Source organism: Ottowia sp. VDI28 (assembly GCF_049532675.1).
Classification (GTDB): domain Bacteria; phylum Pseudomonadota; class Gammaproteobacteria; order Burkholderiales; family Burkholderiaceae_C; genus Ottowia.
In genome coordinates this window covers 2,777,615-2,794,242 of record NZ_CP149820.1, presented here as the reverse complement: position 1 = coordinate 2,794,242, position 16,628 = coordinate 2,777,615, and the positions used below count along the sequence as shown (strand labels likewise).

The window sequence follows — 16,628 nt, the reverse complement described above, 5'->3', positions numbered from 1 at the left end:
TTCAGAATGGGAGGCAGCCTTGAGCTATCAACTCACCATTGAACCGTTGGGCCAGGTGCTCGACGTCGAGGACGGCCAGACCATCCTCGATGCAGCCCTGCGAGCCGGCATCTACCTGCCCCACGCGTGTTGCCACGGCCTGTGCGCCACCTGCAAGATCACCGTCTCCGACGGCGAAGTCGACCACGGCGAAGCCAGCACCTTCGCACTCATGGACTATGAGCGCGACGAAGGGCAATGCCTGGCTTGTTGCGCGACCTTGCAGTCGGACGTAACGATAGAGGCTGATATCGAAGAGGATCCCGATGCCCGCATCCTGCCGGTACAGGATTACCGGGGCACGGTATCGCGCATGGAGGATCTCACGCCCACCATCAAGGGCGTGTGGATCGAGTTGGATAGGCCAATCGATTTTCAGGCTGGCCAGTACATCAACCTGCACATTCCCGGCGAAAGCGCACCGCGCGCCTTCTCGATCGCCAGCGCCCCTGGGCAGGCCAGCGAGATCGAACTCAACATCCGCATGGTGCCAGGGGGCAAGGGCACGAGCTGGGTGCACCAGATCCTGCGCAGCGGCGACGCTGTGAAGCTCTCAGGGCCTTATGGGCGGTTCTTCGTGCGCGAATCAGCGCATGCGAAAGACCAGCTGGGTTACCTGTTCCTGGCCGGAGGCTCGGGCCTTTCCAGCCCTCGCTCCATGATCCTGGATCTGCTGGCGCGCGGCTGCGGCCAGCCCATCGTGCTGGTCAATGGGGCGCGCAGCCCTGATGAGCTCTACCACCACGAAGAATTCACGGCCCTCGCCGAGCAGCACCCCAACTTCACTTACGTGGCGGCCGTTTCATCAGACGCGCCCGATTGGCAAGGCGCCAAGGGGTTCGTGCACGAGGCGGCCAAGGCGCACTTCCACAACGACTTCCGCGGCCGCAAGGCCTATCTCTGCGGCCCGCCGCTGATGATCGACGCCTGCATCAACACCCTTATGCAAGGGCGCTTGTTCGAGCGCGACATCTATACCGAGAAGTTCATCTCGGCAGCCGATGCGCAGCAGGTGCGCAGCCCGCTGTTCAGAAACATCTGAGTCCCACGAGATGAGCATCATGAGCTACACCGTCACTCTGGATGAAACCGGGGAAAGCTACCGCTGCGCCAGCTTTCGCTCCGTGCTGGAAGGCATGGAAGCGCTGGGTAGAAAAGGCATTCCGGTGGGGTGCCGAAATGGCGGCTGCGGTGTTTGCAAGGTGCACGTGATCGAAGGCGAATACACCCGGCGGGTGATGAGCCGCGAACACGTGAGCGCGGACGAGGAGGCCGCAGGATGCGTGCTCTCCTGCCGCATCAAACCGGCCAGCGATCTGCGTATCGCGGTGCTCGGAAAGATGAAGAAGAACGTTTGCAGAACGAACGTTAGCAGAACCACAGGGCTGCCCAACGACACCCAGCCCCAGATTTGATTCCCACGATTTCCCCAACCTGAAGAAGATACAAGGAGACTTGAAATGGCAATGACAGGTGTTTTGCGTCCCGGCCACGCGCAGCTTCGCGTGCTGGACATGGACGAATCCGTAGAGTTCTACACAACGGTGATGGGGCTGGTGGAAACCGGGCGCGATCCGTCGGGCCGGGTGTACTTCAAGTGCCGCCAGGAGCACGACCACAACAGCATCGTGCTGCGCCAGGCCGAGCGCGCTGGCATGGATTTCTTCGGCTTCAAGGTGCAAAGCAAGGCCGTCCTGGAGGAGTACGACAGGAAGCTGCAAGCAGCCGGCGTCAAGACCGAGCGCATACCCGCTGGGGAAATGCTTGAAACCGGCGAGCGCGTGCGCTTCAAGATCCCTACCGGGCACACGATCGAGCTGTACGCCGAGAAGAAGAGCATGGCCAGCATCTGCGGCTACCACGACCCCGAAGTGGACGTGATCGACGGCCCGGGCATCCGCCCGGTGCGCATGGACCATGCGCTGATCTATGGCGGAGATATTGACGGCAATTTCAAATTGTTCTCCGAAGTGCTGGGCTTCAGCCTGGTGGAGCGTGTGAAGCTCGAGGACGGCCAAACCGATCTGGGCACCTGGCTCACGTGCAGCACGAAGGCGCATGATCTGGCCATGGTCCGGCACCCGGAAGACGACCGGTTGCACCACGTCAGCTTCATGATGGAGAGCTGGGAGCAGGTTCTGCGCGCCGCCGACATCATGAGCCGCCACCGCGTTTCCATTGATGTCGGCCCCACACGCCACGGCATTACCCAAGGCACGACGATCTACTTCTTCGATCCATCGGGCAACCGCCTGGAAACCTTCACCGGCGGCTACCAGTGGTACCCCGACAACCCGCCCATCACCTGGAGCTGGGAAGAAGTGGGCCGCGGCATTTTCTACCACGACCGCAAGCTCAATGATGCGTTCCTGAGCGTGGTGACTTGAGCCTAGGCCGGGCGTTCCTGGCTCAGCCGGAGTTCCTGGACCAGCGCCCGCCGTTGCGACGCAGGCACGCCGCGGACCTGTTCAGCTACCCAGAGCAGGCGGTCCGGGCTGGCCTCGCGCTCGGGATTGCGCAGTATGGCCGCCAAGGCGACAGCCTGGCGTGCATTCAGCCGGTCGACCGGCACGCCAAAGTAATGCCGTGCAGCGGCGCCAGCACCGCAGACGAGTTGCCCCTCGGATGTACGGCCCCACGGCGCCAGATTCAAGTAGAGCTGCAGAATGCGCGCCTTGCCCAGGGTTTGCTCCATCTCCGATGCGTAGAGAAGCTCACGCAGTTTGCGCGTCAATGTGCGCTCGTCTCCGGCCACCATCAGTTTGGCGACCTGTTGTGTCAGGGTGCTGCCGCCGCGTCGGATGGCGCCTTGCCGTTCGTTGGAGGCCAGCGATGCCATCAGTTCCTCCAGATCGTAGCCAGGGTGCTCGTAAAAACGCTGATCTTCAGCCGCCAGCACGGAGCGGGCCAGCCAACCGCGCGGCTTGAACAGACGGTGCGGCCCGCAGGACGATTGCACATGCGCCCAGTTTTCGGTACCCAGGCCACTGACGGTGAGGCCCTGCACCTGGGGAGTCAACCCGAACCTCCCCTCCGGCAGCTGCAGGTGCGCGACGGCCGCCACGCTGCCTTCTATGCGCGCCGTGCGCAACTCCGGCAGGCCAGGCGCCAGCAAGGCCATCCAGTGCCGTGCAGGAGCCTCGGGCCAGCGCATGGCCACCTCCCAACCGGGGCCTTCGCGGCGGGCTTGCCACTGCGCAGTGATGACCGCGTGTTCGCCTTGAGGGGACACGGCGCCCAGCAGCAGCGTGCCGTACAGGCGGTGTGCGCCATGGTCTCCGCGTGAAAGGGTGATCTGGGCGGCGGGCACCGTCAGCCAATCCTGCCCCAGACTGGCTGGCAAAGGCAGCGTGCACGGCTCGCAGTGCAGCGTCAGGATCGGATCCGGGCCTTCCGAGCCAGCCGGCACCCACCCGAAAGTGACGGGCCCCATGCGGCTGGGTACCCGCAGGCCATCGAGCGTGCGGCCGACGGACGGCGTGGTGGCCAGCCACACGAGCTGCGGCACGCTGGCCTGCAACCTGAACGGGCCCCGGCCGACCGTGGTCGCCCATTCACCGGCGGGCGGCGCCAGTGCAATACATATCGTGGCCCACAACGCGCCGAGCAGTATGGCCAACGCGAGCAACGCCCAGCCCAGGATGATGGCCAAACGGCGGATCATACGGAGCCTCTACCCAGAGCCTGCGTAACCGTGACGGCGCGCCACGGGCCGCTGGACTGCCCCATGGCGGCGGCCCAGTACCAGGCCGAGGTGTCGGCGAAGCGCTGGCCGCGCGCATCTTCGATCTGTTCACATACCCGAAGCGCGAGCCCCTCCTTGCGGGCGATGAAGCAGCGCCGGACATCATTGGCCAAAGCCCCCTCCGACGCCATCGCCCCGGCATGCAAGGAGATGCTCTCGAGGTGCTCCCCCTCGATGCGGTAGCCCAGAGCGCGGTAGCAATCTGCCGCGGGGTGCAACATGCGAGTAGGTGCGGCCACATCGCGCAGCACGATGATCTGGCGGCCATCGGTCAAGCGGGAGATACGCCCGGGGAAACGGTCGGCAAAGCGCTGCTCCACCGCGGACAGTGCCAATGGGCGCACCGCCGTGCCCTGCCAATGCAACGGCAGCTCGCTGGCCTGGATCCCGTGCACCGGCTCCGGTTCACGCCCCCTGAAAATGCGCCCGCCAATGTGCAGATCAGCATGATGCCGCCAAACAGGATCTTGCCGAGCGCGCGATTTTGAAATGAATTCTCAACCATGTCTGCCTCCCTCAGCCAGTCGCCCCATCAGGACCGCGATGGCCCCGCAAACAGCAGCCAATACCAACAAACCAATCCCTTCGTGCACGGCTGGCGATGGGGCATACCCCGAAGCCTCCAGTGCCACCAGCAGGGTGTTGCGCAGCACATTGCCGACCAGTACCGTGAGCCCCACCCATGGGAGGCGCAATCCGAAGCCGCGATCGCCGAGCCCTTTGAACAAGGCCACCGCACAGGCTGTGAAATACCCCATCCAAGCCATTTGGACGCCAGAGCAAGGCGCGTCCACGATGATCAATTGACCGTTGACCAGCAGGCTGCTGCCCTCGCGCTGCACAGCAAACCCTGCGGCCAACAGCCACCGGCTGGCTTCGGCGGTGAGCACTCGCAGCGGGTAACCCGCGTAGAACTGCAACGAAGCTATCAGCGGCAGCGCCAATACCGCCAGCCCCAGAACCGGCACGGCAGAGATCGCATGGTGTGGCGCAGGCCAGAGCACGCCGTCGCGCACCTGCATGGCGCCACGGCGCGCCTGAGGAAGGAATGCCAGCAGCCCGCAAGCCCAGCTGATGACCGCCAGCAGGCTGGTGACGAGGGGCGTCACCGTCCCTCGCATCGACGTCGCAGCCAACGTTCCAACCAAAGCCGCGGCCAGCCAGGCCAAGCGCGGCGCGCAGCGCAGTTGCCCGCGCACCGACCACAACAGCGTGCCCAGGGCGGCCAGTGCCAGCAGCCCCAGCGGGTCGTCAGACCCATCCATCACGCGCACCGCCATCCATCGCCAGGTGGGCCAGAGCGCGGCGGTTTGCAGTACGATCCACAGCCAGGCCGGGGCACGGTCGATGCGCATGGCGCCGCGCAGAACGGGCGGGTGACGCCGCAGGAGAGATGACATCATGATGGCTCCGCCCGTGTTCAGCCTGTGAAGGTCCGGCGTTCGCGCCGGCGCGCGGCTTGCGCGGCGATCACTGCCAGCACCACCAGCATGGCGGCCCAGGCGGCGGGCTCGGGTGTGCTGCTGACGGAAGCCCCCAACGCACTGGCCTCGCCTACCGCGCGGTCGGTGACGCCTTCAGGCAGGGGGCTGGGCTGGTTCGCCGTCGCGCCCTGGCCACCTGGGTTTCGCACTACTTTGTCCACGGCGATGAAGCTGGTGTATTGGGTCAGCAGGTTGTAATCCAGCCCCAGGCGCGTGATCGCCGCCTTCTGCGCGTCACCGCCGGTCAAAGCCTCTTCGTCGCTCAAGGCCGCGATGCGATGGCGTGCCCAGAGATACCGCAGCGCGGTGGAACTGGCGTCCACGCCACGCAGATCAACAGGCAGTGCCTGGCTGTATTCACCGCTGGCGGCGCGACCTTCGATCAGCAGCTTCGGCTCGGCGCCCGGTTTGCCCGCCTGGCTGGGCTCGCGCCACTTGCCGAATACGATGACGGGACGTTCAGCCAGCACGTCGGGAAGCACTGGGGGTTCGACGTCATAAACATCCAGCCCTTCGAAGCGCGCCGTCACGCTGGTGAGCACGGGAGAATCGATCATGCGGCGGAAGCGCTCGGCCTGGGCTTTGGCTTCGTTCGGCTGGGTGATGACGAACGGCTCGCCCATGCCAGCACGCGCAAGCCCTTCCATCAGGTGGCGATTGACCGCCGAACCGATACCGAAGGCAAACACGTTGGCCCGCCCCAAATGCTTGCGCACCAACGCGAAAGCCTCGCTTTCCACGGTGACATAGCCATCCGTCACGACCACCACGGTACGCGACAGGTCGGCCGGCTTGGGCTCCGCATACACGCGGCGCAAAGCCGGCAGCAACTCCGTCGAACCGCTGCCGCCCATTTGCTCGATGGTGCGGATGGCGGCGTCGACGTTGGCGGGCGTCGCCGGCACCGAGTGCGGTGCCAGGAAGCGGTTGCTGCCGGAGAACAGCAGCACGTTGAAGGTATCGCCGGCTTTCAGGTTGCCGAGAAGCTCACGCATCAGCGCCTTCGCTGTATCGAGCGGAAAACCGTGCATGGAACCGGAGATATCGACCACGAAGACATACTCACGTGGCGTGATGGCCGCTGGCGGGACGGCCTTGGGCGGTTGCACCATGGCAAGGAAGAAGTTCTCCTTTTCGCCGCGTTGCAGCAACACACCCGATTGGATCTGCGCACCGGCCAGGCGGTAGTCGAGGATGAAGTCGCGGTTATTGCTCTGGCTCGCGCCGCGCGACGCACTGGCCGCCAGTTGCACACTGGCGCGTTGCCCCTGCATCTCCGTGTCGATGGCGTGGCTGGGAGAGCGGATCTCCTGGATGCCGATGGGGCTGGCCAGCTCAAGCTTGAGGTTGAAGGCACTGGGACCCGGCTGGTTGGCGTGCAACACAGGCTGGGCCGGGAAACCTTCGGCAGCCGTGCCAGATCCCGCGTAGCGTGGCCCCACGACGGTAGGAAAGACGAATTGGTATTGCCCTTCCTCAGGCACCAGCAATTCGTTGTAGCGCAGCTCCACCTGTACGTCGTCGCCAGGAAGAATGTTGGCCACATTCATCTGGAACACGTTGGGCCGGTGCTGCTCCAGCAGCGCGGCGGTCTTGCCTTGGCGCTTGGCGTCGTCGTACTCTACCCGGGCTTGCTGTTTCTCACGGATTTGCGCCGCTACCAGGCGCTCGCCGACGCGCACGTTAAGACCGTTGACTGCGGCCTTTGTAGAGCCCGGAAAAATATACTTGGCCTCGATCGGCATGGTGCCTTCGTTCTTGTAGTGCTGAGTGACCACGACGTCAGCGATCACGCCGCTGATGTTCACCTTGACGTCGGTGCGCTTGAGCGGCAGCGCATCCACACCTGGCTGTGCACCCTGGACGAAGAAATACGGGCTTTCCGCCTTGGCTGGCGCCTGCGCCAAGGCGCGGGTGGGTGGTGCCAGCAGCACCAGCGCGGCCAGTGCCATGTGCCAGGCGATGCGCTTGGCCACGATGGCCGGAGCGGCTTTGATGATCATTACGGCAGCACGCATGGGGTCTTCCTTTCAGTGGTCGATGTCATGACTGCCACTGTGCAATCCGCCTTCGAAGCGGTGAAGAAGCGTGCGAGAAGGCGTTGGGAAAATCGCCCGCGCTATGTGCGCTTTGTGTGAAGTGTGTGTGAAGTCACCAGAGGAGCACTGGGCTTTCGTTGGTTGGCACTGAGCGCAGCGCCAGCCTACAGGGAACCGGTCAAGCTTTCAGCAGGGGTAAGCGCAGAACGGCCAGCGCGCCAGGGGGATCACCTGCGTTGCCGAGCGTGATGCTGCCTTGGTGCAGCGTGGCGATCTCGCGTACGAAGGCGAGCCCCAGGCCTGTGCTGCGCTTGGTCGAACCAGGGCGCGCGAGCGAGAAAAACTTGTCGAACACTTTGTTCTCGGCAAAGGAAGGCACGCCGGGGCCGTGATCGCGTATTTCGATACGGGCCATGCGGCCCTCGCGCGCGAGCCTCAGCACGATGTCGGGCTTGTCGCCTCCCGCCGGGGTGGAAAACCCGACGGCGTTGTCCAGCAGGTTGCCGATCGCGCGGCGAAGCAGGAACGGATCGCCCTCCACCGCCAGGTCGGCCGTGATACGCACATCGACACGCAACCCTGGCACCTGGGCACGCGCGCCAGCGGCCAACTCATGCAACAGCGGCGGCAGCTCCACACACTCCTGATCCTGCAGCATGCGGCGGCTCTCCAGTGCGGTGAGCTCCATCATGCGGTCCACGGCCTCTTGCAGCCGGCGGGTTTCGCGCGCGATACTGGCCGCGAAGCGCTGCTGCTGCTCGGCCGGCATGCTGGGCTCCTGCAACAGCTCGGCGGCACCGCGGATAGCGGAGATGGGGCTCTTCAGCTCGTGCGTGAGCTGCTCGACATACTCCTGCACGTAATTGCGTCCGGCGATCGCGTCGCGCAGCTCCTGCGCGGCGGCGCGTATTTGCGCGCGCACGGCACGCCAGGCGCGGCGCGGACTGAAATGGCGCCGGCCCTCGGCATCACGCCACCAGGCGGTGCGAAGCGCGGAAAGCAAATCGCTGGTGATGCCAAGCGGCCGGATCAGCCAGAACGACAGCACACAGGCCAGCAACACCACCGAAAAGCCCGACGCCATTCCCACCGAGATGATGTTGCCGCGCGCCGCGGAGACGAACTGCCCCAGGCTCTGCACCGGCTTGCCGATGCTGACGGCGCCGACAATCTCGCCCTGCCAGCGGATGGGCGCGCCGACATACATCACGCTGCTCTTCGGATCCTGCGGCACGTCGCGCGTGGTACGGGAGCCGTATTCTCCGCGCAGGGTGTTGCGCACGTCACGCCATGCAGAATAGTCCTTGCCGAGATCACGCCCGGTAGAGTCGTATACCACCGTACCGTATCGGTTGGTGACATAGGCGCGCAGCTCCACCCGGGTCTTGTGCAGGCTGTAGATCTGCGCCGAGAAACGCCGTGCGTACAAATCCCGAAAGATAGCGGCAATACGGTCGGGAGGCAGCGCCCCCTGGTCCACATCCTGCTCGATCACCGTAGCCAGCAGCTGCGCGGTTTCCACCAGCCCTTCTTCGGCGGATTCGCGGTACCGCGGATCGAGATCACCCAGCAACTGGTACAGCAGCGTCGCCATGCCGATGACATAAACCGCCACCAGCGCGAGGAAGATACGGGTGCGGCGGCTCACCTGGAGACTCTACGCTCCGTCATTGGTTCAACGCGTACCCGATGCCTCGCAGCGTGCGGATCGGATCTTCGTCTTCCCGCACGGCCCGCAACTTGGCGCGCAGGGTTTTGACGTGAGCGTCCACGGTGCGGTCGAAACTCTCCCCTGGCTCATCCCACACGCGCTCCAGCAGCTCGCTTCGGGTGAACACGCGGCCAGGGCGCTGGATCAGGGTCGCCAGCAGGCCGTATTCGTAACGCGACAGGGCCAGCGGCTGGCCGTGATACCGGATCAGGCGGCGCTCCTCATCCAGTTGAAAAGAACCATCAGAGGCAGATGCGCCGCCTTCTGCGTCACCGCCCGTCTGGGCATTTGCTGCACTTGGTGAAGCCTGGTGAGGCTCCGAAGCCTGGACGGGCTCCGCCGGGATGCGCTGGCTGCGCCGCAGAATGGTGCGCACGCGTGCCACCAGTTCGCGCGGAGAAAAAGGTTTGGCGACATAGTCGTCAGCTCCCAGCTCCAGCCCTACCACGCGGTCGATCTCGCTCGCGCGCGCTGTGAGAAACAGCATCGGCACCGCCTTGCCGCCAGGCAGCTCCTGCAGGCGGCGCAGCAACTCGAACCCGCTCATATCCGGCAGGCCGACATCCAGAATGGCCAGCGCGGGAGGGCTGTCGGCAAAGCGCTCGATGGCCTGGCGCGCACTGGCGCAAACCTCCGGCGCGAAACCATCGGACGCCAGCGCATAGTGGATGGTCTCGGCAATGCCGGGCTCATCTTCGACGACCAGGATCAGGGGCAATGCATCATGCATGCCTCGATAGTAATCGCTCTCAATCCAGCAGGGATAGGTCCCGCACGGCGCCCTTGTCGGCCGACATTACCAATTTGGCATAGGCCTTGAGCGCCGCCGATACCTTGCGCGGACGTGCCTTGGCAGGCTTCCAGCCCTTGGCGTCCTGCTCGGCGCGGCGTTTGGCAAGCTCTTCATCGCTCACCAGCACGTCGATCGTGCGGTTGGGGATGTCAATGCGGATGCGGTCGCCGTTTTTCACCAGGCCGATGGCGCCGCCTGCCGCCGCCTCGGGCGAGCAATGGCCGATCGAAAGGCCCGAAGTACCGCCCGAAAAACGCCCATCGGTCAGCAGCGCGCATGCCTTGCCCAGGCCCTTGGATTTGATGTAGCTCGTGGGGTAGAGCATTTCCTGCATGCCGGGGCCGCCTTTCGGGCCTTCGTAACGCACCACGACCACATCGCCCGCCTTCACCTGATCCGCCAGGATGTTTTCCACGGCCTCGTCCTGAGATTCGACCACGTGAGCCGGCCCCTCGAACACCAGGATGGATTCATCCACGCCTGCGGTCTTGACCACGCAGCCGTCCTTGGCGATGTTGCCAGTGAGCACCGCCAGGCCGCCCTCCTTGCTGAAGGCATGATCGTAGGAACGGATGCAGCCTTCGGCACGGTCCAGATCCAGGCTGGGCCAGCGCGTGTTCTGGCTGAAGGCCACTTGCGTGGGAATGCCAGCCGGGCCGGCCATGTAGAAAGTCTTCACCGCCTCATCGTTGGTGCGGGTGATATCCCACTGCGCCAGCGCCTCGCGCATGGTCTCGGCATGAACGGTGGGCACGTCGGTGTGCAGCTTGCCCGCCCGATCGAGTTCGCCCAGGATGGCCATGATGCCACCGGCGCGGTGCACGTCCTCGATGTGGTACTTGTTGGTGTTGGGAGCCACCTTGCAAAGCTGCGGCACGGTACGGGAAAGGCGGTCGATATCGGTCATGCCGAAATCGATGTCGGCCTCTTGCGCGATAGCCAACAGGTGCAGGATGGTGTTGGTGGAGCCGCCCATGGCGATGTCCAGCGTCATCGCATTTTCGAACGCCTTGAAGCCCACCGCGCGAGGAAGCACCGAGGCATCATCCTTTTCGTAGTACTGACGTGCCAGTTCCACGATGCGGTGTCCGGCGCGCTTGAAAAGCTGCTCGCGGTCAGCATGTGTGGCCACGACGGTTCCGTTGCCCGGCAGTGACAAGCCCAGCGCCTCGGTCAGGCAATTCATGGAGTTGGCGGTAAACATGCCCGAGCAGGAGCCGCAAGTGGGGCAGGCAGAACGCTCCACTTCAGCCAGATCCGCATCGCTCACCTTGCTGTCGGCAGCCATCACCATGGCGTCGATCAGGTCAAGCTTCTTGAATTGCACGGTTTGGGTGCCAGGCACGGCCAGGCGAACCTTGCCTGCTTCCATGGGCCCCCCGGACACGAAAATCACTGGAATGTTGATCCGCATCGCGGCCATCAGCATGCCGGGCGTGATCTTGTCGCAGTTGGAAATGCAGACCATGGCGTCGGCGCAATGGGCGTTGACCATGTATTCCACGCTGTCGGCAATGATGTCGCGGCTGGGCAGCGAGTACAGCATGCCGTCGTGCCCCATGGCAATGCCGTCGTCCACCGCGATGGTATTGAACTCCTTGGCCACGCCCCCGGCTGCTTCGATTTCGCGCGCCACGAGTTGGCCCAGATCCTTCAAGTGCACGTGGCCAGGCACGAACTGGGTGAAGGAGTTGACCACCGCGATGATGGGCTTGGAGAAATCCTCGTCTTTCATGCCAGTGGCGCGCCACAACGAGCGGGCGCCGGCCATGTTTCGGCCAGCGGTGGAAGTTTTGGAACGGTATACGGGCATCGTGGGTTTATCGAATTGGATTGAAGAGAACAGCCCTAGTATGAAACTTCCGGCTAATTTGATCCAATACCTTTAAGGACTTCAATTAATATGTTTTACATATGAGTCTACCCCTGATCGATATCCGCGCCTGGCGGCAGTTCACCATGGTGGCGGAAGAACTTCATTTCGGCCGAGCAGCGCAACGCCTGCACATCACCCAACCGCCGCTGACCCAGGCCATTGCCAACCTGGAAAGACAGCTGGGCGTGCGCCTGTTCGACCGCAACAAGCGCAGCGTGCAGCTCACGGCGGCTGGCGCCGCCCTGCTCCCCCAGGCCCAGGATCTGGTAGCCCGCGCGCTGGCCATGCCCGAGCAGGCGCGCGCGGCCGCCAGCGGCGAGGTAGGGCTGCTGCGGCTGGCCTTTGTCTCGACCGTGGGTTTTGGCGGCTTGCCGCAGTGGGTAAGAACATTTCGCGCCATGAATCCCGGCGTGCGCCTGGAACTCACCGAGGCCACCGGCGACGTACAGCTGCAACTGCTGCGCGAAGGGCGCATTGATGCCGGCATCGTGCTCCATGCCCACGACGAGCCTGCGCCGCCCGGCATGGCACGTCAGATGATCGGCCAGGAACCTCTGTGGCTGGCCCTGCCCCAGCAGCACCCGCTCACCGGGGAAGGGCCGCTGCGCTTCGCGCAGGTATGCCGCGAACCGCTGGTCCTTTTCCCCCGCGCCATTCTCCCGGCCATCCATGACGGCTTGCAGGCCTGCTATGCCGCGGCCGGCCACGCGTTGAACGTGGCACAGGAGGCCATCCAGATGCAGACCATCGTCAACCTGGTGTCGGCGGAGCTGGGAGTGGCCTGGGTGCCGCAAAGCGTCAGCCAGCTTCAGCGTGCCGGCGTGGTGTACCGCGAGTTGCAGGAAACGCCCGGCACCCCTGCCCTGCCCGCCTGCGAAACCAGCGTGCTGTGGGCTACCAGCCACGACCCGCCGGTGCTGCAGCGCTGGCTGCAGGTGGTTCAGGAGTCTGAAGCGCCCCTTGGGGGCGCCGAGCTGGAGCTCGGCGGTCCCAGGGGTGGCCCGAACCTGCTGGAGCCATGAGAAAATGACGGATTCGCCCTATATATATTCAGGGGCCCCACATCAGGATCACATCATGGACGCAGAACACATTAACCAGATCGGCGCGCAACTCGAAGACCTCACTGAGCGCACCGCTGCGTTACGGGGGTATCTTTGACTACGATGCCAAAGCTGAACGCCTGCGCACGGTAAACGCATCGCTGGAAGACCCCACGGTCTGGAACGACCCGAAGAAGGCCCAGGAGCTGGGCAAGGAAAAGAAAGCGCTCGACGGCGTGGTCGGCGTGATCGACACGCTCACGCAAGAGCTCGCCGACAACTCCGAGCTGTTCGAGATGAGCCGCGAAGAAGGCGATGAAACCGGCATCAAGACGATCGAGGCAGAAGCGGCCAAGCTCGCCGCGCTGGTCGAAGAGCTCGAATTCCGCCGCATGTTCAACCAGCCGGCCGACCCGAGCAATGCCTTCCTGGATATCCAGGCCGGCGCCGGCGGCACCGAAGCCCAGGATTGGGCAAGCATGCTGCTGCGCCAGTACCTGAAGTACGCCGAGCGCAAGGGCTTCAAGACCGATATCGAAGACGAAACACCGGGTGAAACCGCCGGTATCAAGGGCGCCACGATCAAGATCGAGGGCGAATACGCCTATGGCCTGCTGCGCACTGAAACCGGCGTGCACCGCCTGGTGCGCAAGAGCCCGTTCGACTCCTCCGGCGGCCGCCACACCAGCTTTGCCAGTGTGTTCGTCTACCCCGAGATCGACGACTCCATCGAGATCGACATCAATCCCGCCGACGTGCGCACCGATACCTACCGTGCCAGCGGCGCGGGTGGCCAGCACATCAACAAGACCGATTCGGCCGTGCGCCTCACGCACATCCCGACCGGTATCGTTGTGCAGTGCCAGGACAGCCGCAGCCAGCACTCCAACCGCGACGTCGCCTGGCGCCGCCTGCGCTCGCGCCTGTATGACCACGAGATGCGCAAGCGCATGGAAGAGCAGCAAAAGCTCGAAGACAGCAAGACCGACGTCGGCTGGGGCCATCAGATCCGCTCGTATGTGCTGGACAACAGCCGCATCAAGGATCTGCGCACCAACGTGGAAATCAGCAACACCCAGAAAGTGCTGGACGGCGACCTCGACGCCTTCATTGAAGCCAGCCTGAAACAGGGCGTCTAAGCTCTGCCATTCGAAGTAAAGAAGGAATCCCCATGCGTGAAGGACACACCACCGTGACGAAGCGGTTGGACTATGCCCCGCCAGCGTTCTGGATCGACACCGTGGATCTCACGTTCGATCTCGACCCGACCAAGACGCGCGTGCTGAACAAGATGACGCTGCGCCGCAACCCGGATGTACCGGCCGAGCCCCTGCGGCTCGATGGCGATGAGCTGAATCTGGCACGGGTGCTGGTGAATGGCCAGGGCACGTCCTTCCGCATGGAGGGCGAGCGGCTGGTTCTGGAGAGCCTGCCCGAGGGCGACGCCCCCTTCGAGCTGGAAATCTTCACGACCTGCAACCCCGAGAAAAACACCAAGCTGATGGGCCTGTTCCTGAGCGGCGGTGCATTTTTCACGCAGTGCGAAGCCGAGGGCTTCCGCCGTATCACCTATTTCCTGGATCGTCCGGACGTGATGGCCAGCTACAGCGTCACGCTGCGTGCCGACAAGGCCAAATACCCCGTGTTGCTGTCCAACGGCAACCTGGTGGACGAAGGCGAGCTGGAAGGCGGGCGCCACTTTGCCAAATGGCAGGATCCGCACAAGAAACCCTGCTATCTGTTCGCCGTGGTGGCCGGCCAGTTGGTCGCGCGCGAGCAGCGCATCGTGGCACGTTCGGGCCGCGAGCACCTGCTGCAGGTCTATGTGCGCCCCGGTGATCTCGACCAGACCGAGCACGCCATGAATTCGCTGATTCACTCCGTGCTGTGGGACGAAGCCCGTTTCGGCCTCTCGCTGGACCTGGAGCGCTTCATGATCGTCGCCACCAGCGATTTCAACGCCGGCGCGATGGAAAACAAGGGCCTCAACATCTTCAATACGAAGTATGTGCTGGCCAAGGCCTCCACCGCCACCGACAGCGATTTCGATGCCGTGGAGAGCGTGATCGGCCATGAGTATTTCCACAACTGGACGGGCAACCGCATCACCTGCCGCGACTGGTTCCAGCTCTCGCTGAAAGAGGGCCTCACGGTTTTCCGCGACCAGGAGTTCAGCATGGACCTGGCCGGCACGCCGAGCGCGCGGGCCGTCAAGCGCATCGAGAACGTGATCGACCTGCGCTCTTCGCAATTCCCCGAGGACGCCGGCCCCATGGCGCACCCGGTGCGCCCTGACGAGTACCTGGAAATCAGCAACTTCTACACCGCCACCGTCTATGAAAAAGGCGCCGAGGTGGTGCGCATGTACCAGACGCTCGTGGGCCGCGATGGCTTCCGCAAGGGCATGGACCTGTACTTCCAGCGCCATGACGGCCAAGCCGTCACCTGCGACGATTTCGCTCAGGCCATGGCCGATGCCAACCCCGGCAGCGACCTCGCCCGCCTGCTTCCCCAGTTCAAGCGCTGGTACAGCCAGGCCGGCACGCCCGTGGTGAAAGCCGAAGGCCGCTACGATGCCGCCGCGCGCACCTACACCCTCCAGCTCGCCCAGAGTTGCCCGCCCACGCCGGGGCAACCGGCGAAAGAGCCCTTCGTGATTCCTGTCCGTCTTGGTCTGGTGGCCGAAGACGGCCGCGATCTGCCCCTGCGGCTGCAGGGACATGAGCAGAGCGCTCAGCAAGGCAGCATGACCTACGTGCTGACCGAGCCGCGGGCCACGCTCACTTTCGTGGATGTGGAAAGCGAGCCCGTGCCGTCCTTGCTGCGCGGCTTCAGCGCCCCGGTCAAACTCGATTGCGACTACACCTCCGAGCAGCTCATGCGCCTGCTCGCCCAGGACAGCGACCCGTTCAACCGCTGGGAAGCAGCCCAGCAGCTCGGTCTGCGCATCGCGATCGATCTCGTCTCGGCCAGCACGGACGCCCTCCCCGCCAGGCCGCTGGACGATGCCTACCTGGCCGCCTTGCGGGGCGTGCTGCGCCACCCTGACCTGGATGCCGCTTTCAAGGCCCTGGTGCTCAGCCTGCCCGACGACGATTACATCGCCGAACAGCTCGACGAGTTCGATCCCCAGCGCATCCACGCCGTGCGCGAAGCCATGAGGCGGCAACTGGCCACCGAGCTGCAGGCCGATTGGGAATGGGCCTACGAGCAATGCAAGGACACCGGCGCCTACCAGCCCGATCCTGTCTCCAGCGGCCGCCGCGCGCTGGCCGGCCTCGCGCTGAGCGCGCTGTGCCTTGCCGCCCGCGACACTGAAACGGTGTGGCCCGGCAAGGCCTACCAGCGCTTCAAGGACGCCGGCAACATGACCGACCGCCTGAACGCCCTCACCGCCTTGCTGAGCAGCGGTCACGAGCTCGCGCAACGCGCACTGGCACGTTATTACGAGCTGTTCCGCGCCGAGCCCCTGGCGCTCGACAAATGGTTTGCCCTGCAGGTTCTGGCCCCCGACCAGGCGGGCCATATCCTGCCGATCGTCCAGAAGCTCACGCAGCACCCCGATTTCAGCCTGCGTACACCGAACAGGGCACGCAGCGTGCTCTCGAACTACTGCCACGGCAACCTGGCGGGCTTCCACCGGCGCGATGGCGCGGGCTACGCCTTCTGGGCGGACAGCGTGATCGAGCTCGACAAGCTCAATCCGCAGGTGGCTTCACGCCTGGCGCGCGCCATGGACCAATGGGCCCGGCTGGCAGAGCCCTATCGCAGCGCCGCCCGAGCGGCCATCGAGCGCGTGGCCGCCAGAACGGATCTGAGCAACGACGTGCGCGAAGTCATCACCCGCACGCTTGCCGCCAGCGCCCGCCCCGATACCCCCCAGACACCACCACAGGCA

General features: G+C 64.4%; 12 protein-coding genes and 1 pseudogene. 6 read left to right on the top strand and 7 right to left on the bottom strand.

What is annotated here, in order from left to right:
• The first annotated feature begins 19 nt into the window (after positions 1-19).
• The 3 genes from WJU18_RS13330 to WJU18_RS13320 are packed head-to-tail and all read left to right on the top strand — an operon-like array spanning position 20 to position 2,426.
• On the top strand, positions 20-1,081 hold the full coding sequence (locus tag WJU18_RS13330; RefSeq protein ID WP_423460517.1) for an NADH:ubiquinone reductase (Na(+)-transporting) subunit F: 1,062 nt from the start codon (positions 20-22) through the stop codon (positions 1,079-1,081).
• 16 nt (positions 1,082-1,097) lie between these two features.
• Entirely contained in the window at positions 1,098-1,454 is a 357-nt protein-coding gene (locus tag WJU18_RS13325) for a 2Fe-2S iron-sulfur cluster-binding protein (RefSeq protein WP_423460991.1), read from the top strand.
• A gap of 45 nt (positions 1,455-1,499) precedes the next feature.
• A complete protein-coding gene (locus WJU18_RS13320) occupies positions 1,500-2,426 on the top strand; it encodes a catechol 2,3-dioxygenase (RefSeq protein WP_423460516.1) in 927 nt (308 codons plus the stop codon).
• A gap of 2 nt (positions 2,427-2,428) precedes the next feature.
• Here WJU18_RS13320 and WJU18_RS13315 read toward each other — a convergent pair whose 3' ends face one another.
• From WJU18_RS13315 to ilvD, 7 genes are all read right to left on the bottom strand, one after another.
• The gene (locus tag WJU18_RS13315; protein ID WP_423460515.1) at positions 2,429-3,703 is read right to left on the bottom strand and encodes a biosynthetic peptidoglycan transglycosylase; all 1,275 of its coding nucleotides are present in this window, start codon (positions 3,701-3,703) and stop codon (positions 2,429-2,431) included.
• Entirely contained in the window at positions 3,700-4,179 is a 480-nt protein-coding gene (locus tag WJU18_RS13310) for a hypothetical protein (RefSeq protein WP_423460514.1), read from the bottom strand. The genes WJU18_RS13315 and WJU18_RS13310 overlap by 4 nt, the downstream gene beginning before the upstream one ends.
• A gap of 102 nt (positions 4,180-4,281) precedes the next feature.
• Positions 4,282-5,187: an exosortase Q gene (gene xrtQ / locus WJU18_RS13305; RefSeq protein ID WP_423460513.1), complete on the bottom strand. Its 906-nt coding sequence runs from the start codon at positions 5,185-5,187 to the stop codon at positions 4,282-4,284.
• 17 nt (positions 5,188-5,204) lie between these two features.
• On the bottom strand, positions 5,205-7,220 hold the full coding sequence (locus tag WJU18_RS13300) for a VIT and vWA domain-containing protein (RefSeq protein WP_423460990.1): 2,016 nt from the start codon (positions 7,218-7,220) through the stop codon (positions 5,205-5,207).
• 265 nt (positions 7,221-7,485) lie between these two features.
• Positions 7,486-8,955 (bottom strand): two-component system sensor histidine kinase CreC, encoded by a 1,470-nt coding sequence (gene creC, locus WJU18_RS13295; protein ID WP_423460512.1) that lies wholly within the window; start codon positions 8,953-8,955, stop codon positions 7,486-7,488.
• A 19-nt stretch (positions 8,956-8,974) separates the two neighbouring features.
• Positions 8,975-9,748 carry a two-component system response regulator CreB gene (creB, locus tag WJU18_RS13290; protein WP_423460511.1) on the bottom strand — a complete coding sequence of 258 codons (774 nt, stop codon included), beginning with the start codon at positions 9,746-9,748 and terminating at the stop codon, positions 8,975-8,977.
• Positions 9,749-9,767: 19 nt separating this feature from the next.
• A complete protein-coding gene (gene ilvD / locus WJU18_RS13285; protein ID WP_423460510.1) occupies positions 9,768-11,624 on the bottom strand; it encodes a dihydroxy-acid dehydratase in 1,857 nt (618 codons plus the stop codon).
• A 101-nt stretch (positions 11,625-11,725) separates the two neighbouring features.
• Here ilvD and WJU18_RS13280 point away from each other — a divergent pair, with 101 nt between their 5' ends.
• The 3 genes and pseudogenes from WJU18_RS13280 to pepN form a co-directional block, all read left to right on the top strand.
• Positions 11,726-12,709 carry a LysR family transcriptional regulator gene (locus WJU18_RS13280; RefSeq protein ID WP_423460509.1) on the top strand — a complete coding sequence of 328 codons (984 nt, stop codon included), beginning with the start codon at positions 11,726-11,728 and terminating at the stop codon, positions 12,707-12,709.
• 55 nt (positions 12,710-12,764) lie between these two features.
• A protein-coding gene (gene prfB, locus WJU18_RS13275; RefSeq protein ID WP_423460508.1) for a peptide chain release factor 2 occupies positions 12,765-13,869 on the top strand; the annotation gives its coding sequence in 2 pieces (ribosomal slippage) (positions 12,765-12,845 and positions 12,847-13,869; 1,104 coding nt in all).
• 32 nt (positions 13,870-13,901) lie between these two features.
• Positions 13,902-16,586, top strand: a pseudogene (gene pepN, locus WJU18_RS13270) (aminopeptidase N); the annotation flags it as partial.
• Positions 16,587-16,628: the final 42 nt, after the last annotated feature.

Coding starts and splice junctions, on each gene's coding strand:
- WJU18_RS13280 (WP_423460509.1), top strand. CDS start 11,726: ATGAGTCTACCCCTGATCGATATCCGCGCCTGGCGGCAGTTCACCATG.
- ilvD (WP_423460510.1), bottom strand. CDS start 11,624: ATGCCCGTATACCGTTCCAAAACTTCCACCGCTGGCCGAAACATGGCC.
- WJU18_RS13300 (WP_423460990.1), bottom strand. CDS start 7,220: ATGGCACTGGCCGCGCTGGTGCTGCTGGCACCACCCACCCGCGCCTTG.
- xrtQ (WP_423460513.1), bottom strand. CDS start 5,187: ATGATGTCATCTCTCCTGCGGCGTCACCCGCCCGTTCTGCGCGGCGCC.
- WJU18_RS13315 (WP_423460515.1), bottom strand. CDS start 3,703: ATGATCCGCCGTTTGGCCATCATCCTGGGCTGGGCGTTGCTCGCGTTG.
- creB (WP_423460511.1), bottom strand. CDS start 9,748: ATGCATGATGCATTGCCCCTGATCCTGGTCGTCGAAGATGAGCCCGGC.
- WJU18_RS13320 (WP_423460516.1), top strand. CDS start 1,500: ATGGCAATGACAGGTGTTTTGCGTCCCGGCCACGCGCAGCTTCGCGTG.